Source organism: Pseudomonas sp. p99-361, from assembly GCF_003935475.1.
Classification (GTDB): Bacteria; Pseudomonadota; Gammaproteobacteria; order Pseudomonadales; family Pseudomonadaceae; genus Aquipseudomonas; species Aquipseudomonas juntendi.
In genome coordinates, this window is sequence record NZ_RHQO01000073.1 from 1 (window position 1) to 21,498 (window position 21,498).

8 protein-coding genes and 1 tRNA gene are annotated in these 21,498 nt (G+C 57.8%); 5 read left to right on the forward strand and 4 right to left on the reverse strand.

Going from position 1 to position 21,498, the window contains the following annotated elements; all coding sequences use genetic code 11:
* A tRNA-Gly gene (locus tag EGJ22_RS22210) sits at window positions 1–76 on the forward strand.
* 96 nt (window positions 77–172) lie between these two features.
* Here the strand turns inward: EGJ22_RS22210 and EGJ22_RS22215 are convergent.
* The 4 genes from EGJ22_RS22215 to EGJ22_RS22230 form a co-directional block, all read right to left on the reverse strand.
* On the reverse strand, window positions 173–1,252 hold the full coding sequence (locus EGJ22_RS22215) for a fimbrial protein (RefSeq protein ID WP_029886504.1): 1,080 nt from the start codon (window positions 1,250–1,252) through the stop codon (window positions 173–175).
* A gap of 44 nt (window positions 1,253–1,296) precedes the next feature.
* Window positions 1,297–3,810, reverse strand: coding sequence for a fimbria/pilus outer membrane usher protein (locus tag EGJ22_RS22220; RefSeq protein ID WP_029886505.1), 2,514 nt, complete (start codon window positions 3,808–3,810; stop codon window positions 1,297–1,299).
* Between the two features lie 236 nt (window positions 3,811–4,046).
* Window positions 4,047–9,116, reverse strand: coding sequence for an RHS repeat-associated core domain-containing protein (locus EGJ22_RS22225; RefSeq protein WP_029886506.1), 5,070 nt, complete (start codon window positions 9,114–9,116; stop codon window positions 4,047–4,049).
* A gap of 2 nt (window positions 9,117–9,118) precedes the next feature.
* Entirely contained in the window at window positions 9,119–9,697 is a 579-nt protein-coding gene (locus EGJ22_RS22230) for a hypothetical protein (protein ID WP_125920407.1), read from the reverse strand.
* A 319-nt stretch (window positions 9,698–10,016) separates the two neighbouring features.
* On the opposite strand from EGJ22_RS22230, the gene EGJ22_RS22235 reads away from it, so the two are divergent.
* The 4 genes from EGJ22_RS22235 to EGJ22_RS22250 all read left to right on the forward strand — a co-directional run bounded on the left by EGJ22_RS22235 (window position 10,017) and on the right by EGJ22_RS22250 (window position 21,211).
* Window positions 10,017–11,843, forward strand: coding sequence for a hypothetical protein (locus EGJ22_RS22235; protein WP_029886508.1), 1,827 nt, complete (start codon window positions 10,017–10,019; stop codon window positions 11,841–11,843).
* 88 nt (window positions 11,844–11,931) lie between these two features.
* Window positions 11,932–14,406 (forward strand): hypothetical protein, encoded by a 2,475-nt coding sequence (locus EGJ22_RS22240; RefSeq protein ID WP_029886509.1) that lies wholly within the window; start codon window positions 11,932–11,934, stop codon window positions 14,404–14,406.
* A gap of 1 nt (window position 14,407) precedes the next feature.
* Window positions 14,408–17,290, forward strand: a complete 2,883-nt coding sequence (locus EGJ22_RS22245) for a hypothetical protein (RefSeq protein WP_029886510.1) — start codon at window positions 14,408–14,410, stop codon at window positions 17,288–17,290.
* Between the two features lie 72 nt (window positions 17,291–17,362).
* Window positions 17,363–21,211, forward strand: coding sequence for an RHS repeat protein (locus EGJ22_RS22250; RefSeq protein ID WP_033744675.1), 3,849 nt, complete (start codon window positions 17,363–17,365; stop codon window positions 21,209–21,211).
* The last annotated feature ends 287 nt before the right edge of the window (window positions 21,212–21,498 follow it).

Sequence of the window (21,498 nt, forward strand, 5' to 3'; positions counted from 1 at the left end):
GCGGGAATAGCTCAGTTGGTAGAGCACGACCTTGCCAAGGTCGGGGTCGCGAGTTCGAGTCTCGTTTCCCGCTCCAATATGAAACGCACCAAGGAATTTTAACGTTCCTTTGGTGCGTTTTTTTTTACCTGATCAAAACCCTGGCCATGGCGATCAAGCCATGGCAGGCCCGCTAGCGATATTCGATGGTGAAGTTCAATGCGCCCTTGGCCTCGCCTGGGGTAACCGTTGCTGCGGTCTGATAATACCGGGCGCGAAGGTCCAGGCGCGTGACGCCGGGGGTAAGGCCCACCATATCCACGTACTCTTCCAGCTTAACTGGCGTGTTGTCACTACGCAGTACTTGAATGCCAATGCCAGCGGCGGTCGAGTCGGTGGTCAGGGTGAACAGGCCCAGGTCCCGGTCCACCGGCACTGAACCGTCTACGCCGTCCAGGCGCATGAACGCGCGGGCAACGCTGCCGGCCGGGTCGTCCTCGCAGTCGCTGAGTGTAATGAAGAAATCCACTGGGTTGGTTGTGCTGCCCTGGCCTGTGAAGTCGGCGATGTCGTGAGTACCGAGTTGTACCGGATTGGCGCTGACCGCGTCAGCCTTGACCGTGCACTGGGCCTGCTGGACTTGCCCGCCCAATGCAAGCCTTACGGCATCCCCGACATCACTGACCACGCCCCTGACGACTTCCTGGCTGAATGAGCTGATGCCAGCAGGGATGGGGCCTGTCTTGATCAAGGCCATGTACTTGATGATGAGATTCCTCATCACCAGCGGTGTAGGTGCCATATTTCTCTGGTTTTCACCCACATAAGGAACAGCGCCAATACCTCCGTCGTTTGCCTGGAACGTATTGCTGGCCGTGCCGTTGAGGAAACCGCCCAGTTCCAGGTACAGACCTACACCCGGGATACTGGTTTGCAGCACTTTGCCCGTCACATCCTTCCCGTCAACGGGAGGGAAGGTCCCCGGGGCTACAGGGAGTGGCGTGCCCATGTTCGCCGTCAGTGCCAAACTCCCGTCGTTGTCGCAGTTCAACGCAAAACCGGGGCCGGCTATCCCGATACTTGTCGCGGAGTAGATCTTGCTACCCACCGGGGCATCACGGGCCACCCACCTCATGCCAGAGATGTTGTGAGTGAACTGCATCGGGCCTGTGGTCGTTGGCCATTCGCATCCCAGGGCATGGGCCTGGCTTGGTAGTGTCAGCATCGTCGCAGCAGCGGCGATGCCAATGAACAAACGCGAAACAAGGGGCATGGTCGGTTCCTGTTGCAAGCGTGCGGCAGCGCGCACGGGCTGGATCATGGAGTGGGGCAGCGCAAAGTCTGCAGGCGATAGCCTTGCTCTTCTGGCATGGTTGCAGGGTCGATGCTGAACAAGCAGCGCTGTCCGGCGCGCTCGCCCCAGCGCGCTTCCAGGGTTTGCGCCTGGGCATCTGTTGCAATCAGCGCCTGGCCCGCCTGGCCCACTACGGCCAGGTGCTTGCCCTGCTTGTCATTGAGTTGGGTGCCGAAGGGCAACGGGCGGCCGTCGGCATGCTGCAGGGTCAGGATCAGGCGGTTCACCTGCTGCGCCTTGAATGCCGCCAGGGCGACCGCCCCTCGGCGGGGCACAACCTGCGTAACGCCGTTTTCGATTTCAACACCAGGGCCGAGCTGGTCGGTTTGCAGGGTGACCTGGTTGACCCTGTAGGGGCGCATGTGGGGGGCAAGAATGTAGCCACTGCTGTCGGTGCTGCCGCCAGGCACATTGTCGACACCTACGCCGGGCACATCGGGTACATGCACCAACGCCGTGGTCTCGCCCAGGTATTGCCCCAGCACGATGCCGCCGGCATGTGCCAGCACCGCGCCACTGGCATTGACCGAAACACTGCGGAAGTCGTCCGCTTCGGTGTAGCCGGCACCTACGTTCACCTTTTGCGTCTGGTAACCCATCGATACCGACGCCGTCTTGCGCTGCTGTTCGTCGTTGGCCAGCGATGCCAGGTAGCTCAGGCGGTTGTCCTGCGAGCCGCCGTTCAAGCTGGCGCGTTCGCTGAAGTGGCCGTTGCTTTCCTGCACGTCGAAACTGGCAGTCGTTGACGTGCCCCAGTCCAGCGGGATGGTGACCCCCACGCCTACGATGCGGTCGCTGCCGTTGTCGTCGCTCAACGACTGCGAGGCATACAGGTTGATGCTGACCCGGCGATACTGAGTATTGAACTGGAACTGGTACTGGCGTCGCTGGCGGTTGGTGTGCCAGTAATCGTCCTGCGACAAGGTCAGGCTCAGCGAGTTGCGGTTGTTGAACGACTGGTAGATCGAGCTTTCCAGGCGGCTGCGGCGGTTGCCCTGGTAGCGGCTGGAGGCGTTGCGCTGCTGCACGGCTTCGTCGAACTCACGATAGCCTTCGGTGGAGTAGCGGTAACCGGCAAAGCGCAGGCTGGTGCCGGTCTGGAAGGCTTTACCATAGCGCACTGAATAACTCTGCCCCTGTACCTGGCCGCCTTGCTCGCCAAGATCGGTACGGGCCTGGGTCACGTCCAGCGACACTGCGCCAAAGGTACCAAAGTCGCGGGCGATGCCAAGGTTGGCAGCGTCGTAGTACTCGCTGCCCAGTAGCCCACCATACAGGGTGGTGCCCCACTGGCCGCCACGGGCCAGGGTGGCTTGCCAGAGTGCGGGGTTGTCGATGCCGTCGGCGCCGTCATAGCGCCCAGCCACCAGGTTGTAGCGCCACACGCCTTCGCGCAGCAGGTTACTGAGGGTGGAGTAGGGCTGGATGAAGCGGCGCACCTGGCCGTCGGCTTCGGTGAGGACGATTTCCAGGTCGCCGCTGCTGCCACCAATGCCTAGATCGTTGATTTCGTATGGGCCGGGGGCAACGTAAGTGGAATAGATCGGGTAGCCGTTCTGCAGCACTTCGAGCTTGGCCCGGGTCTGGGCTACGCCGCGAATGACGGGTGCGTAGCTTTGCATCACGTCGGGCAGCATGCCCATGTCGGTGGCCAGCTGTACCCCTTTGATGGGCAGGCTGCGGAACACGTCGCCACTGCTGAATGTTTCGCCCAGGGTGAGCGTACCCCACTGCGCGGGCAGGTCGTGCTGGGCATAGGTGTTGAAATGCACCCAATCCTGGCCTTCGCCGTCGTCGCGCCAGCTCTGGCTGCTGCGCAGGCGCCAGCCGCCTAGGTTGATACCGCCATTGAGGTACAGGTCCTGGCTGCTGGAGGTGCCGGTGCGGCCGCTGAAATGCTGCGCAGAGGCCTGGTAGCTGACGAAGGCGGCATTGATGCCGTCATCCCAGCGCTCAGGTGCCACGCTGCCGGCCACATCGCGGCGCAGGGCCACTTGCGGGATGGACAACGCCAGTTGCAGCTGGCCAGGGTTGAGGTCGTAGGTGGCATCGGGCACCAGCGTAGGTAGGTCTACACAGCGCGCGTCGGTGGGCAAAGGCTCGGCCAGCGCCTGCTCACGCAGGCCCAGCTCGCGCAGCAGGCTGGCGCTCAGGCAGGGCTCCAGGCCCTTGCCGTCGCTGCCTTCACGAAACTCGATTTCATGCTTGCCTGCAGGGGCCAGGTTGACCAGCACTTCAACCTGATAGCGGCCGGGCGCCAGGGAGGCTTGAGCAGCCAGGGTGTTCAGGGCGGCTATGCTGGCGTCGCTGGATTGCCCAGGGGTTTGGCGCATGAAGTTGGGGTTGAATTGCAGGGGGTGTTCTTCAGCTCGGATTGAAGTGCTACTGACATGCAATAATACGTAACCGACAACTGATAATATCAAGGCTAAGCGACTACGCTTCGGCAATATTCGATGCCTGTTGGGGCTTGGCATATTTATACACCGTAAAGTGATTGTGGTGTGCAGGGCCATGAAAGTGGGGCTGCTGCCTTGAGAGGAGCAGGGGGGCCAAGGTATATGGATTTTCCATGACCCAATGTAGGAAAATTCCTAAAAATACCTTGGGTACTCCTCTCTGATGTCCGAGTTTTATATCGCCCTTAGAGTCGGATATCATTTTGCGTAGCGGGTTGTCGCAAGGTTTGAATTGTTAGGCGTTGTTTAGCTAGTCATACTTTCCACTTCCTCTCCGCAGGGGTTTGCCACCCATGACGGTTGTAATTCCCGGGGGGAGTGGTGATAACGGCCGGCCATTTTTTTGTTGGCGAGCTCGGTGTAGTAATAACTACGGTTTTTTCATCAACTAAATCAACCGCTTTGATCGGTGAAGGTTCAATGGTTGCTGTGACCGGAATAGGCTGTGGTTCCAATACCGTAACTTTATCTGAGAATGTTACGGATTGACGGTTTAAATCATAAGCTGAGGGAGCTTCGCTGACAGGAAGATACATTTTTTGGTTGGTAGATATGTATTTCGAACGGGCCATTGCATTGCGCCCTCCGAGACCTGGCAGGCGTTGCTTGACAAAAAAGTCTCCACCGAATCCATCCATCCGTCGTCTTCCCCACGATGCAGCGCGTTTAGTAATGATAGGTGTTTTCGCCCCCTTCGATTGCCACAACTGATAAAGAATCAAAAAGAACGTAGTACCCCCACTGGCAGTATCGTACAAAAACATCGACTCATCCGGCTCGCTCCCTGTCACAGTGTCCTTGAAACGCTTCAGAACGGTGAAACCGTCGATAAAAAGGCTGCCTGCGCCGAGCGCGAAGTGCATGGTCATGCCTACCGGCGGCAGAAGCAAGAAGCTGACTACCGCAAACGCAGCGCTCATCGCCAAGCCAAGCCAGGATCGCCAGTCGGCTATGGGCTTCACGGGTTTGGGTGGGATGTAGGGCTGCTCCATGCTGTTTCGCATGCCGTAATGGCCACTCGGGTCGTGCCAGTTGACCGGGTTGCCGCCGCAGTACACATACGGGTTGATACCCGCAGCTTCAGGCGCCGCGAGGTCCGGGCTGTGGAAGCGCATCAACCCAGGGTTGTAGGCACGGTAGCCACGCCCCAGCAGTGACCAGCCCAACGCCCGTTCGCGGGCTTCACCGTTGAAGCCGAGCAAGCCTACCAACTGGTCGTTGTCCGGTGAATCGCCGTAGGCGGTGTATGTGTTGTCGTGCAGTTCATCACTGCTGCATTCACCCAGCACGCTGTTGGCCGCGTCGGTTACGAATAGCCGGTTATCGGCGGTTTGAGCCGGGCGTTGCAAGCCCAAAGGGCGCTCGCCGGCGTACAGGTACTCGGTCAGCAGGTTTGCTTCGCGAGTGCTGCTCAACCGGTAGCCCTGGTAGCGGCGCGACACTTCCGGCTCATGCGCCTGGCGCACCCCGATCAAGTCGTTGTGGCTGTCATAGCGGTAGCGGTAAAGGGGCTGCCCGTCGCTCGCCCGCTGGACTTCACTCAGGCGGCCACGGTCGTCGTACACCAGCCGGTTGCCTTGCTCGTCGTTCAGCAGGTTGCCTTCAGCATCGGAATCGAACGCCTGGCTGGCCGGGTAGTCGGGCTGCAGGGAATGCTCCGCTCGTGTCAGCATGAAGCCGTCGTAGGTATAGAAAGCTTCGTCTGCTGCACCGTCGGCAAAATCGGTGTAGCACTCTGTAAGGTTATTCAGCTCGTCGTAGACGAAAAACTGACTCTTGATAGCGCGCCCAGCTGCGTTGTTCGGCAGGGCGGTGCCAGTGCAACGGTGTTCCTCCAGCCGGTCGAGTGCATCGTAGTTGAAGGTTTCCAGCAACAGTTGTTCGCCATCACGGATAAGTGCGCGGCTACTTAGTTGGTCATCCTCCTGCCACGTCAGTACGATGTGCTGGGTGAGGGTGGAACCATCCTGCCGGGTGAGGGTTTGTTCGCGTTTGTGCTCGCGACCTAGAAGGTCGTAAGTTTGCTCGCACACTAGCCTCTGTTTGTTGATCAAGTCCTGCGTTGTAGTTTTCCAGAGCCGCCCCAGCGTGTCGTACTCGAAGGAGGCAACCAGGTCACCTTGACGGGTCTGTATCAGTTGGCCCAGGTCGTTGTAGGCGTGGTTTACCGCAACGCCGTCACTTTCGGTGTACCCCAATGGCAAGCCTTGGAACGAGTGTCGGTAGTCGCAGTGGTAGCCCTTGGCATCCTGATCTTCCCATTGGGCTTTCAGCAGGTAGCCTTGATCGGTGTAGCTATAGCTGTGCTTGCCTTGTGCATCGCTGGCTGTACTGATGGCTGAGGTTTTGCTGTCGTAATCGAACGTTGTGCTCGGCACTGTGCCCACATCGATCTGGCTGGGCTGGGCTGAGCGGGTGGGGCGATAGTGGTAGGTGTACGTGCGCTGCGCCGTGGTGCGGCTTTCTAACAGCGAGGTGTTTTCCTTGTAGGTATAGGCTTCTTGCTGCAAACCGGCCGCCAGCGTCTTCAGGCGTTCGAGACCATCGTACTCCCGCTGCCAGGCCAGGGTGGGTTGGGCGCCTTTGCGTCGCTCGACCAGCAGTTGCTCGGCCAGCGGGTCAGCGCTGTGTAGCGCGAAACGGCTGAGCACAGCCGATTGGTCGGGCCGCTCGTTACGGGTTACCCGGCCTTCAGAATCGTAGGTGTACTGATTGACTCGGCTGACCGGCCTGCCGCTTCGGTTAAAGGTGTGTTCTTCACGGGTGCAGCGAGCCAGGCCGTCGTAGCTGAAGTCTTGGCGGCCAACGATCTGGCCTGCTTCGTCCAACCGGTATTGATAGGCCGGCTTGTCGAAGTTATTGCTTTCGGTAACCTGCTGCTGCTGACGAACCCCCGGTTTGTCTGCTGTCTCGACCCAGCGGGTAATGATGTCACCCGATTCACCAAACGGCGAAAACTCACTGTGTTGCGTCGCGCCATTGGGCAGCGTGGTCTTGCACAGTTGGCTCCAGGCATCGTATTCGAAGGTGGAGGTCAGCTCCAGGGTCTTGCCGTCGTAATAGTCAAAGGTGGTTTCTTCGCTTAGTTGGCCAAGTTCATCGTACTTGCGCCGAGCAACGATTTTACGTTGCCGCAAGGGTCTAGCGCCTGGCGGGGTATCCGTAACTTGCGTTTCGCGCTCCTCGGTCACCACCCGGCTGCAGCCATCGAAGGTGACGATGGTGCTCACGCCCGTGCTCCCGGTGGACGACTGCGAGGCCGGCCCGGCTGCGCCCTCCTCAGGATGGGTGACCAACCCGTACTGGTGGATGACCTTGCTCTCGTCCTCGCCTTGGCCGGGTGCAACAATTTCTTCCTTCAGGCGTGCGAGCGGGTCGTAGATGCGGCGAATGCTGTTGCCGGTGTCATCCTCTTCGTACACCGTTTGACCATGCAGGCCAGATGCGGCTGAACGGGTCTTTTTCTGCACCAGGTCAAAGCCGCACACGGTTTCATCGGTCCAGTATTCCAGGCCGTGCTCCTTGTCGGTGACCTTGCAGTAGCTCCACTCAACACGTGAAGTGCGGCTTTCGATGGCCCGGCGCACTGGGTTGGCGCTGTCGTCACCGTAACGGGTGGTCACCTGATAACTCGGCCGACCATGCAGGAAGGCATTGTCTGGCATGTTCAGGTAAGCCCGTTCCACGTTTAGCAGTAGCACTTCGCGCTCGTCGGGCTGTTGAACATCGAATACTTGCAGGGTTTGTTCTGCGCAAGGCGCAAGCCATTCGCTCGCCTGGCCCAGGCTGGACAGCGCCGGGTAGGCCTTGTAGGTCAACCGGCTCCGAAAAATGGGGGCGCCGCCGGGCAACCCTGGCACGGGGTAGACGGTCTTGCATTTGAGGTTGCGCACAAAACCCTGGGGGTCGGGCGGGCAGGCCCAGTTATCGCCATTTTCATCGCCTGGCTGCTTTTCGCCATCTTTGTCGTAGTAAGCGTAAGTGGTGCGTACGCCGGTGGGGGCTACCTCTTCGGTGGTGTTGCCATAATCGTCATACAGGGTGGTCGCGGTTTCCAGGCGAAGCTTGCTGGCGTCAGCACGTAATTTGTAGCGTTTGGTGATGGTCTTGGGCAGCTGGAAGTAGCGGGGTTGATCGTCGAAACTGACGCCGGCGCGTTCGTGGAACTCGGTTTCGGTTTCTTCGATATGGCCGTCTTCTTCCAATATTTGCCGGGTCAGCAGGTGATAGCGGTTGAACGTCTGGGTCTGGGTGCGGGCGACCTTGCCCGCTTTCCAGTAATGGGCAGTGACGCTGTAGCGGTAGTTAGCACTTGCCCGGTACAGGTTGTCCTCGCCGTCGTCACGCCAACTGACATTGCTGTTGCTACCTACATAGCTGTGCTCCACCTCGACGTTGTTGTCCTCATCGAAGTGCTTGTAGGTGTAGGTCGTTATCAGCGGTGGCTGATCAGCCCGGGGCTTCACTTCGTGGCTGGTTACCCGTGGCAAGACTCTTTGCGGCTGTGTATTGGGCAGTACGTGGCCCGGGTCGCCGTTCTCGCCGTAGCGAATTTCTTCTACAGCCCCCATGGGTGTGGATACTTTCGCAAGGCAGGTCAGGCCATGGGCGCGGGTATAGCCGAAGCGCCAGTTACCGCCGATGTCAGCTGGCAGTTTGACTTGGACCAAAGCCCGGTTTTTCAGCTCGAGCCTGTAGCGCAGGAACGGCAGGCCGTTAGCCCCTGCACCTGGATGCGTATCAACGGTGACCGCGCCATCGGTGTACTGCAGCTCCAGCAGCAGCGTGCCATTGTCATCGACGATCCTGGCCAGTCGGCGGCTCTCGGGAATGTAGTGGAGCGTTAACCCCTGGCCGGAAGGCGCCCGGACTTTACTCGGCAGGGCGATGGGGTTGAGCTTATCGTGCAGGGTCAGTATTTCCACCAGGCCGGACTTGTGGACCACGCGGTAGGGGCCCTTGTCTTCATCGGCGGCAGTGCCGTCATCGTAAAAATGAAAGCTGTGAATTTTCTTTTCGCGAATGGTGGGTTGCGCCCCGGTACCTGTCACCTTGTAGCTTTCCCCCGTGTGCAGGGTAAGCATGCGGGTAGCGGGCTCGTAGCGGGTCATTGCCAGTCGCCAGCCGGTGCCGAAACCTGAGTCTTCGTTGCTGAACGGGCTGTACGACAGGCGCAAGGGCAGCCCAGGGCCGGTCAGGTCGTTACCGGCCGGCACTGGCAAGTCAATGGCCAGGTTGTACTGGCCCGTACGTTGGTCGACATTGTTTTGCACGAAACTCTGGAAGTTGCTGGCGTTGCTGTGTACCCCGGGAGTGTCAGCCATGATCAGATGCTCCGCGGGGCGATGGTGACCACGATGCAGGTAAGATCTCCTTGCTTGATCGGGTCACCTTTACCAATTACTCGGAAGCCTCGGCTTGGCACATTGTTGTCCAGGCCGCTGTTGGTCAGGTAGCCCGGTTTTTCCGGGCGGCCCGCGTAGGTCCAGATCTTGTCGATGCCCATTTTTTCCAGCGAAGCATTGGCGCGGCTGGTATCGAGCTCAACCCAGGAACTGTCGAGCTTTTCACAGCGCTCATTATCAGTCAGCAGAAACGTCGATTTGATCGGCACGTTTCGAATGCGGATGGAGTGAGGCTCCCTGGCTTCTGACGGGCACTTTTTTTTGGGGAGCAGTTTCACGGTAGTGCCGCTGCCCGCTTCCGGCAGCTCGAACCCGCAAGCAGGTTCGGTGTTGTTGTCCACGGTTTGGTAGAGGGAGAGAAGGGGGGTGGGATCCGCCAGGTTCGAACGGGTGGTATCGGCTGCATCGGCGGCCACACTGCTTAACAACAACGGCATCGTCAGCATCGCCTGTATAAGGGCCGACGGAAGAGTGGGGCGGCGGTCATTGAGTTGATTCATTTTTCAAAGCTCCCTGTTCAGGGTGTATGAACAGATAAAAGAAGACAGGTGTTTGCATTGCAGGGCCAAACAAGGCGTTTTGTCTGTCTGGAGCTTATTGAACTCGCCGCACCGCCGCACCTGGCAGAATTAACAGGTGCGCCGGGATAATCAGTGGAGGCTTCAAGGGCATACCTGTTTTTTTGTTTTGTCACCTGGCAGATTTATCAGGTCTGGGTTTTGCCCGCGTACCTTGTGCCACCTGTTATTTCTGTCAGTAGCCAATTGCAGCGGTGCGCCGTGAAACTAAGGGCATCTTCAACCCACCAGGAGAATGTTCATGGTGATGCGACGCCCATTCGAAGGCGGGGTCGATCAGCCCCAGTTAAACCCCGCTCCTGAAATCCCGGCGCAAAACGCATGGGGGGAAATTGATGTAAAAAACCTGAATGGCAACGATTTGGAGTTTCTTATCAAGGACGCGGATATCCGGTTCGGTCAGAGCATATATCCGGTCTGGCGCGGGATCGCCGCAGACGGTACGCCGTTTGATAAACTTGATGCCGTGGTCGAGGTGCCCGCGGACTACGACACTACAAGAACCATGACCGCCAAGGTGGGCTACCGGTTTGTCCAGCCTTACGACGGTGGGTGGGCATTTTTATCCTACAAGGTTCAAAACGCAGATGAGGCCACGCCGGATTCAATGCGTGTCTTTTGTTACCTGGGTTTGCGCGACCGTGGTGGGGTTGCCGAAACATTGGCGGTGGCGCAGGCGCGGGAGTCGCATGATCGTGTAATTGTCCTTTCAGACCTTGAGTCTGAAGGCGTGCGCCTGCTGGCGCCAAGCTACCGGGCCATGCAGGTCGGCGACAGCATCGAGCTGGTGGCGCGCAAGTTCAACGCTGCAGGGGACGAAATTACGCCACCGGCAACTGAGCGACATGAAGTGACCGAGGCCAATGTCGGTGAGCCGCTGCAATGGCAGATCGCCAAGTCAGACTTCAGCCGCGTGCGCAATGGCCGGGTAGCGTTTCAATACACGATTACGCTGTCCGCTAACGACGAAAAAGTGCCATCCCCTGTGCAGGAAATGACTGTAACAGAGGCGCCCAGCCCGGCTGACTTGTTGCCTGCTGCCACTATCGATGGCTTCACGGGGGTGCCGCTTGACCCTGGTATGTTCCCCGATGGCTTGATCGTTCGGGTGCCTACAGCGCCAAGTGTTCAAGTAGGTGACCACTATTTGCTGCACTGGAAAAGCCCCCAGGCGCTCGAGCCTGAAGTGCAGTTTGCGCGCATGGATGCGAGCAGCCTGCAAAGCGATGAGACCGTATTCCGGGTTGACCCGGCTTTGCTTGAACCGGGTGATCATAAAGTGTTCTACCAGGTTGCCCGCGCGGGGCACGCGTTGACTTCGCATAGCCTGGACGTCGCGTTTGAAACAGCACGCACCCTTGCAGCGCCACGTATCGAGCGCGCAGAAGAGGACGGCCTCGGCAGGCAAAAGCTGTTGGCGGACAGCGCGATTCTTGGGGCCTATGTAACGGTACCGGATGTGCCCCTGCGCCCAGGCGAACGCTTTGAGGTTCACTGGGATGGTTATGAGCACAACGGCAAGCAAGTGGTCGACACACCGGAGGTAGGTGACGGCCGCAAGTTCAAGATCGACCCTGGTGTAGTCGCCGCGAACATGCATCAGCCTGGCGATGACCACAGCAGGCGTTTCAAGGTGTTCTACCACATCGTCGATGAAAACGGTGTGCGCTCGGCACCCTCTGATGCGGTGGACTTGCGTGTCCAGCCGCTGGTCATCGACAACAACGTCAAATGCGATCAAGCCCAGGCCAACGGTGAACTTTGGCGGAGCAAACTCTCGGCCAACGGTGCAATGCTTGAGGTGTATGGGGTGCTGCTCTGGCCTTTCGCGGCAACCGGTCAACTGTTCACGCTGGCCATTCAAAGCGGCGCCGTATTACGTGATAGAGCGCCGGTCACTGCCGGCGAACTCAGCAATGCGCGCATACAACAGTGGTTAAGTGTTGCGACTTATAACGGGCTGGAAGAAGACAAACAGTACACCGTTTATGGGGAAGTCAGTTTCGATCAGGGCGATAGTTGGCACAAGCTTCGCCCGCTGCTCCTGATTCCCAAGCACTCTAAATAAATGGCCAGTGCAACTGGCCGCGCTGGCCAAGTTTAGGGGCGGCGTGCCGTTGCGCTGATTAACGCGTGTCACATGGAGTTGGATATAAATGAACAGTAAAGCACCTGTGCGGGCTCAAGCCGTGGGTATTCAATCGCTTGAAGAATTTCTGCGTAAAATGGAACAGGGCGCGCAAACCGTCAAGTGGGATGCGCTGCTGGTGTTTGACAGGGCGGCGACCAATGCCCTGCTGACGCAAGAGTACATTGACCGTATCGATATCGAGGAAGCATTTTTCCCCAAGCTGAAGGACGATGTGGTTGACTCAGGTAACGGTATCAAACATGTTCTGAATGGCCTGGTACTCGACAAGCCTCGGCTGTCTTTCGAGAACGCAACTATCGCGTCTTCCAAGGGTAAGTTGCAGATGCGCCTGGTGGGCGGAAAGCATCTTGAAGTGATTGACACGCCTCACGCTGGCCAGATGGTCAGGAGCGTAACCGCCTTGGTTATCTATAATGCCGCTACCCGCGGCATACTGGACATGGACATTGACCTGAGGGCAGTACAAGGTTCCGTCAATGATAGCGGCAAGGTATTGCTTGACTTGAAGGACGGCACGGAACATGTCTTCAGTGGAGGGGCGACTGGGCCTGAGAGGATACGGTTGGGTGTTTATTTCAAGGGACAATTGGACAGTTGGAGTAAGGAGATTACGCAGTTCCCGCTCAGCGAGATGGTGGTTGATGCTAACTCGCCTATAAACCCAGGGGTTTTTGGTATTCGCACTCACGCGGCGCCGGGAGGCGCCTTGCTCGGCTCCGAGAATTTTGGTGAAGGCGCGGTGGTTGTGTTTGTTGCCATGCAAGGCAGTAAGCCTGGTGATTACCCCCATGACGATAGCGCATTGCTGTACATGTTGCCCGCTGCGGTAGAGCCGTATACGAGTAACCTGGTACTCTCGCAGAAATTTATGGCTAATCAAGCCATTAAGCGTGGCTTGGATCAATTTGAATGGATAAGTGGTAAATTCGACGTTAGAGAGCTGCCCGGCGAGCGCTATGAACTGGTTGCGAATGGACAGACTACTCACTGGATAAGTTACGAATATTATGATGAGGGTCATGGAGGAACGCTGCAGCCTTGGCGCTGGAAGCTGTCGGTTAATGGAGTTCACGTTCCGCTGTTTTCTCCGGGCGATAAATTTGTATTCGAGGGTAGATCGCTTAAGGCGCACTGGCGCACTGAAGTTGTGGCAGGAACTGTGGTGTATTTTATTCAGACCGGAGATTCGGCAGGGCGTACTATAAATCTAGATATTAATGCGATTGTATCAATTGATGCTAGTTATAAGTTTGTGGTTGATGATGCCGAGGTTAAGCCGGTCCTAAAATTTGTGATGGATGATATAAAGGTTAATACGAAAATCGACATCCAAGATGATTTCGGTTCTGGCGACGCGGCTTCGGCCGCCAGGAACAATTCCGCAAACATTGTAGTTGGGTTAGAAACCAAACTGAAATCGGAATTCGAGGCAAAAGCCAGCGAACTCATGGATATGACGTTTGAAATCGACGCCTTACGCCTCAATAATTTGCTCTTCCGGGGCGAGAACGTTGTCGAACCGCGCGACGTGTCCCTGCCGACCGACCTGACCCTGCTGGGCAAATTGGCGCCCAAGCGCACCACGATGGTGATAAGCCCTTCGGAGCCGATCGTGGCAAGGGGTGGGGTCATCGAATTCAGCGTTTCGCCTGCGGCGGCCAGTGTCAACTGGACCGTGAGTAACCTCCCTGGCGAAACCGGCGACACAGGGTCGTTCAAAGACCCCTCGGTAGGGCGGTATACGGCCCCCTCCGATGACGCGTTGCTGAGAGAAGGACAACGCCGGTTGATCGTAACGGCCACCAGTGGGGAGCTGGTCAGCAAAGCACTGGTTAGTGTTGTACCAAACCACATCACGGTCAGCCCCTTGGTGGCGGTGGTGGGTGTAGGCAGATCCTTTGCGGTGTCCGCGGGTACTCCCGACGGTGCTGCAGTGACATGGGATACTCCCGAGCTGGGCACAGTCGCCCCGGATGACGATCCGCTGAACCCCGGGGGTTACAAATATACCGCACCGTTAGAACTGCCAATTGGCGACGGGACCAAGCCGGAGCACTACGGCGAGCTGCGCTTGGACGAGGTCACCGTTCGATCTGTGGGAGGCCACTCGGCGAAGATTGACATGCTGGTCGTTGGCTCCAAGAGCTCCAATTACTGGATGGAGCCAGAAGTCAGAGACGATGGCAAGGTGGCGCTTCCGTTCTACAAGTTGGACAAACATAAGCAGAAGGTCAAGGTTCCTGAGCCAATCGAATGGACTGTGCTTCGCGGCGGTGGGTCCGTCGACCAGGATACCCAAGTGTACACGCCTGGCAACGATGGGAACGACCAGTACGCAATCATATCGGCTTTCCATGTCAACGATGATTGGTTCGACACCCACGACTACGTTATCTTGCCACTGCCGTTCGTCCCAGGGCCTGCTTACACCAATATCCTTAATGGCGTCAAGACTTCCCATGGTCTGGAGGAGGTGTGAGATGGAACGTAGGCTTGCTTCGCCGGAAGAACAGAAAACCTCTGTACGGCAAGATTGGGGGGGCGTGCTTGCCCTGGACCGCAGCTTGCTTGACCTGGTACTTCGTGAACAATACCTGGAAGCACTCGGTAACTTCGGTGCGATGGACCCTATCCATCTCGAGGCTTACCTCGATGAGGGCCAGCGAATCGGCGTTACCCTGCAAGGGCTGGTGCTGGGGGTGCCCCAAGTCAGCTTTGAACATGCAACAGGGGTCGGCTCGGGCCTGACGCTGCGGATGAACATTATCGCCGGGGAGTACATGCGGGTCTTGGGGCTTCCTGGCAGACCCAAGCGCGTGGTGGAAAGCTTTACCCTTACCGAAGCCATGGGCTATCGGGTCGAAGCGCCGCTGGAAGTGCGGGTCGGCCGACCCAAGGGGAGCCGGCATACCCAACTGCAACTGAACCTTGCCAGCGCGGACAGCTACTCTACCAACCTTGGGCCAACCCCCTATGCCCAGGCCATGCTTGGCCGGCGCCTGCAGCAATCGATCAGCTATATGCGGGCTTACCAGCACACCTATTCCCTGGGCAGTTTCGTCATGGACGACTACTACCCGCTGAGCCCGGAGCAGTTCATGGTCAATACCATGGCCGCACCTTGGGGGCAAAGCGAAGGCAGCCCTCGGTACGGGGACGGTGCTGTGCTGGTTTTCATGAAGTTGGGCATCGACTTGCGCCCAGGCGGCCAGCTACCCCCAGGCACCGACTTCCCTTACCCGATCGCCGAGGGTGCGAGCGATCTGCCGGGTACGCTGATCCTTGTACCGGACATTGCGGAGCTGGGGGCGGGGGAGGTAAAGGATGTGCTGAGTACCTTCAGCCTGCCCAGTGGCCATGAGTTCGTGATGCGGGCATCAAGCTCAGACGCAGATCTTGTCTTGACCGGAAACTGGCAAAAAAAAGCGGGCGCGTTAGCGGTCGAGCCTGCCTTCGCGAATGTGGTAACTGGACAGCCCATCGCGTTCACTGCTGATGGCGCAACGGGCCAGGTACTGTGGTCGGCCACCAACCTGATGCGCCCCAAGGCGGTTGGCACATTCAATGGTGCCAGCTACAGCCCAACCCCTGCAGACAGGTTTGTGCAGGACCAGCAGATGGTGCTGGTAACCGCGACTTCGCCTGATGGCCCTGATCCGGTGCTTAGCCACGCGTTGGTAGTGGAAAGCGCCCGTACGGTACATGTAGCACCGCGTGTTGCCACGTGGGTGACAGGGGACGCCCCGATCGAGCTCCGCGCCTCTAGTGCCGACGGCGGTAGCCTGCAGTGGAGCCTGGTCGAGGCGGTGCTTCTGTCCAACGGCACTAATCGGGTTCAACCGCTCGATCAGCCGCTAGGGGAGCTGGACGACAAAGGTAATGGTCGGGCCATTTTCACGCCCTATCCGCCTAGCAGCGGCCGCGATTTCGAGGTCCAGCGGATCCGTTGCACCAACCGGCTTACCGGGGATAGCGCCGAAGGTGCGGTGGTAGTGATTGGCTGGGAGGCGGACCTTAACGTGGTTCCGTTTCACGTCGCACAGGGGCTGTCGATGCAGCCTACACCGTTCACGATAATGTCTCGGGAGTTCGAGCAAAACCTCGGTCGCGCTGTGACCTGGACGGTACATGGGGAAGGTGAATTCCACGACAGCGTATACATCCCCCCGCAAAGCCCGCAGTGGCCGATTGCGGTGGTGACTGGGTTTGACGGCATTGAGCGCACCGGCTACGCCATCGTGGAGTTCAGCCAAAGCCGGCAGGACAAAATAGCCGGTCTATTGTCATGGGAGACCATTGCCAATTTCGAACTTAGAGCCATCGGTGCACCGCAGTGCTACGCCAATGGTTGGCAGCAAGTCGAAGTCGAGGTGACCGTTGCTGCTGCCGATGATAGCAATGGTAACCCGGTCGAGATCTCCGACGCCGATCTGGCCACGTTGAAGTTCTTGAATGTCGATAGCAACAACGATCTGCCGTTCCTGGCGCCGCTGGAGGAAGCCTTGGCTGCCGGAGATGATGACGCGCCAGACTGGGCGGTCAACAGGGTTGCCAACGATATCCAGCGTCAACCTGGATTGCAAGTTGGAGGTAGCGCGCCTTTGCGGGCCAGAAATCGCCGGTTTTTCCTGCATTCACGTAAGCCGGGGGTGATCGGGGTGATTGCCTCGATACAGAACACCCTGACAGGGAAAGTGGTTACGTCTGAAAACCTTGGCGAAAAGGGTAAACTGGAATTGCGCGGGCAGGACATTCCGTCCTTTACCCAGGAGCTGTACTCTTTCAAGCGCACGCGTGTGGCGGGGGATACGTCACCGTCTGAAGGGGATGAGTTCGCTTACATCGACACCAGTACAGACAACTGGTTGCTTGAGCACGTTATCAAAGAAGGCCGGATAACCAAGTTTGCACGACTCTTTATCAAGGATACCGATAGAAAATCGGCTGTGCGTTGGTCGTGGCAGCCGGGCTCGTCTACCCCCCCTGTCCAAGACGACGACTTTGTCAGCTTTACCGGGTTCTCATTCGAGTCGAGTAATGGCCAGATAAAGGACGAACTGTTGTTCGACGGGCTGCTCTACCGCATGGCCAAGAATCGGGCCTATGCATTGCCAGATAGGGTGCTAGGCGCAAAGCCGGGTGCCGGGCAATTGATGATCACCCTGCAGCGGGATTCAGGGTTTGTGCTGTCCTGTGGTCTTGAAGATCCAGGTTATCGCAAGGCATTGGAACGGGACTTGGAGTTTACCCTGCTGGATGTGGAGGGTAATACGCATCCATTGAAGTTTACGTTTGCCGTCACGGCGGAAGAAGAAAGGGCGGGCATTACCCATCGCGACGTCCTGAAACTCTCGATTCGTTGAGCAATGGCTCACCTCAGCGCACATGGGCACTGGGGTGAGCTGCGACACAACCTCCTTCGGATGATTAATAATATGGCTATTGAAACAGTAGTTCATTCCAATGCATTCAATGCATCGGGTTTTGTCCAAAATGCGGTCGATCCGCGCACTGGCCAGTATGCGATGAGTATCAACCTGCCCGCCCTTGTCGGTAACTATCAAGCTGGCCCAGACCTGCCGATTCGCCTGGTATTCAATCCATTCAGCGACAAAAATACTGGCTTTGGCCAGGGTTGGTATATCGAACTTACCCAATACATTCCGACAACTCGCATGTTGCGGCTTCATACCGGCGAAAGTTTCCGGGTGACTGGGTCTGGCAACGAGCCAGGCATTAAAGAAAGAAAGCTCGAAACGTTCCGCTTTTTCGAGGAAAGTGTAGAAGGCAAGAAACAGTATCGTGTGGTTCACAAATCCCACATGGAAGAAATCCTGAGCGAGTACGGTACCAGGGATAATCTAGTTGCATTGCCTTCAGAAGTTCGCGCGGCATCGGGCCATCGTATCCTGTTGAAGTATGACAATAATCAACGGCTGGAGCGGATTATCGACGGCACGGACCTGGTATTGCTGGAAATCAGCTATGGCAGCACGGTAAACCTCAAATTGCATCCCTATGCCAATGATGGCAAGCCGGTCGCAGAGTACAAGCTCGGCCTGGTCGATGGGGAGTTGCGCCAAGTTGACTTGCCAGGTGAGGCTGGTGGCAACTGGCGTTTTGAATACACCCTCGCCAATGGGCTGACTTGCCTGGCCAAGGTTTCGACACCCTACGGTAGTGTGGAAGATATTCGCTATGGGGAGAATGGCGATACCGGCCACCTGCTGCCAGGGGGAGGGACGCGGGCAGCGATACCGCGGGTAACCTCTCATGCAGTCAACCCTGGCGCCGCCCAGCCGTCGATGAAAACCACCTACACCTATACCATCTTGCATGAGGGGATTCAGGCCCCGCACAATTTTGTAGGTAATGGCAGCGATGTCACTTGGCGTGACGATGGCGAAGACAACCTTTATCGCGCCAGGTCCAATTACCGGTATGCAAGTACGGCCCACCAATGGGGCAAGGGCGCGGATGGCACGGATCAGGTGTTGCGTACCACCGAGCGTATTTACAACCGTTTCCACTTGCAGGTGAGTGAGGTCGTTGTGCAAGGCAAGAACCAACTCGCCAGCACCACCACGTACCACGGTAATCCGGCAACTGAATTCGACAATCAGCCGAGCAACTTCCAGCTACCGCTGGAACAACGCAGCAGATGGTCAGTGCAGGGGGATGCCTCTCGGGTACGCGAGGAGCCTGCCACCAGAACCGAGTATGACCTGCATGGCAATCTGATCGCTCAGACCTTGCCCACCGGGCAGCGTACCGTTACCGAGTACTACCCGGCCGAAGATGATCCGGACGGTTTCGTGCGCAACCCGAAGAGCGTGACGCAATACCCTGCAGAGGATGGCGACGAGCCTGCACCGATATTGCGGCGACACTTCGAGTTTGAAGCGCTCCCCCGCGTGGTCTACCCGGCTGGCTCCGCCAAACTGCCCGCGTCCGATTGGTTGGTGCTGACGCAGGAAAGCCTGTTGGAAGTGGTTGACGGGGTAGAGCAGGCGCCTTTGCAGGTCACTACCACGCGCCCGGTCAATGTTGCCACCGACCTGCTGCGCCATGGGCGCCCGTTGCTGCAAACCTTGACCATGGGCGGTAAAAGCACCAATACCGCTTTTACTTACAGCACGGATGACCTTGATGGGCACCCTGTATTGGTGACCGAGCAGCAGGTGACGGGTTTCGATAATGGCGAGATCGACCCAGTGACCGGCCTGCCGCGCAATGTTTGCAAGGTAATCACGCTGAAGGATTCGATACTGATTGGCGAGCCCATTCTGAATCGCGATGACAACGATATTGAGATCGAGTACGCCTACGACGCTCTGCGCCGTGTGATTCGGGAAACAGTGTCGCCCAATGACGATAAGTACAAGGCGTCCCGTACCTACGCATATGGGCTTGTGAGCGGGGCCGGTGGCCAGGCATTGCAAAGCCGAGTGGATGTTAAAGGGGTTGCTGTCCGCTCGTACATCGATGGCCTGGGGCGAGTGGCCAGGGAGGAGCGTCATGATGCCGACGTCGACGGTGGGGATGCCCTTCTGCGCCAGGTCTTCCGCCCGATTAATGCGTTTACCTACGATGAGCTTGACCAGTTGACCGAAGCAGTCGAATACGATTGGAAAGGCGCCGAGCAAATGCCGTTGGCGACCCGGTATGAATACGACGACTGGGGGCAGCAGCGGTGCGAAATCGGTCCGGATGGAGTCAAGCGGTACCAAGAGCAAGACCTGATCGGGTCTAACCCTTTCGGTGCGGATCCCAATGGCAACCTGCCTACCCAGACCGTGTGGAGTGAGTCTGCCGATGGCACAATGAGCCTGGGCAAAACCACCACCTGGCTGAATTTGTTTGAGCAACCTGCCCTGGTTCGGCGATTCGACCTGGCGAACAAGCTGTATGCCAAACATGAGTATTTCTATGACGGGCTGGGGCGAAATGTGCGCGAAATCGATGCACGCGACACCACCACCCGCTCCAGTTATGACGTGTTCGGCCGTTTGGTGGACCAGACCCTGGCAGACAGGTCTGTGGTGCATCGCGACTATGCCGTGCACAGCAGTGAAGACCTGCCGATCAGTATCAGCGTCGGTGGCATCATGTTGGGTGAGCAGGTTTTCGACGGCCTCAACCGAATGATTACCTCCATTACCGGGGGGCGGGCGCGCCACATGCAGTACGAGCCAGGCCAGACCAAACCAAGCAAAGTGAAGACGGCCGCCGGCAATGTCATTGAGTACCAGTACCTTCCGCAGTTGGGTGAGGAGCCTCAAGTGCGGCGCATTCCAGGCCGCCAGGCGGATTATGAATTCGACCCGCATAACGCGCGGCTCACCTGGTGTAAAGAGGAGGGCGAAGAGCTTGCCCGCACCTATTTCAGTACAGGCCAGATCAAGCAGGAAACCCGCAGGATCGGAAACGAGACCTGGTCAATGGAATATGGCACCAGCCTGTTGGGGCGCCAGTTGTTCTATAAAGATGTTCTCGGTCAGACGCAGACTTATGCCTACTACGCCAGTGGCCTGCTGGAGCAGACTGCGCTGGGGTCTACCAGCAGCCGGTTCTTCTACGATGGGCTGAGCAATACCCAATGCATTCTCACGCTCGACGGTACACAAGGGTTGGCCACGGAACTTGAGTATGACCACCAGGGGCGGGAGTGCCTGCGCAGATTCGTGTTCCTGAATACCGTGGTCGAGGCACCGATCGAAGGTTTCCAGTTTGCCAATGATGGTGTGCAGGCGCTGGTGGACACAGCGGGGCTGCTGGTGCAAGGGATTCAGGAGCTGGAGCAGGAATACAGCCTGCTTGACCAGATCACGTTCAAACGCCTGTCCGAAAATGGTAGTGCCTTGCGTGAGGAGAGTTACAGATATGACCGGCGTGGTCGCCTCGAGGAGTATGCCTGTGACGGATTGCTTTCCCACAGCCCGAAAGACCCGGCTGGTAAAACCATTCGTCAGCAGTACTTCAATTTTGATGCGCTCGACAATATCACCTGGGTACTGACTGATTTCGAAGAAGAGGACGGTAGTAAAGACTCAAATGAGGCCACGTACCTGTTTGAAAATGACGACCCTGCCCAGCTGACGGGTGTGACTAACACGCATGCAGACTATGCCGACTTCACCCTGGAATATGATGAGGACGGCAACATGAAGGTCGATGACAGGGGCAAGGTGTTGACGTATGACGCCTTGGGGCGTCTGAACAGCTACGATGGTGGCGGTTACAGCTACGACCCTCTGGACAGGCTGTCAGGCCAGGAGGCATGAAGCAGCTGCTGTGAAGATCGGGGTGTAGAGCTAATGTCGAGCAGTCAAGCGCTTGAGACTCCTTTGCAGCCGATCGCCGGCAAGCCGGGCTTCCACAGGAGCAGGGCAGACCTCAAGTTTTGCCCGGCCCCTGTGGGAGATTCTATGGTTTCTGGCAAGGATAGCTGCATATCGTGTGGTAACCACCTGTCAGCCCTGATGCGATCCCTTTGGGAGATTCTATGGTTCCTGGCAAGGGTAGCCGGAGCATCTTCAGCGCCTGTGAGATCGAGCGCCGCCCGCGCGGC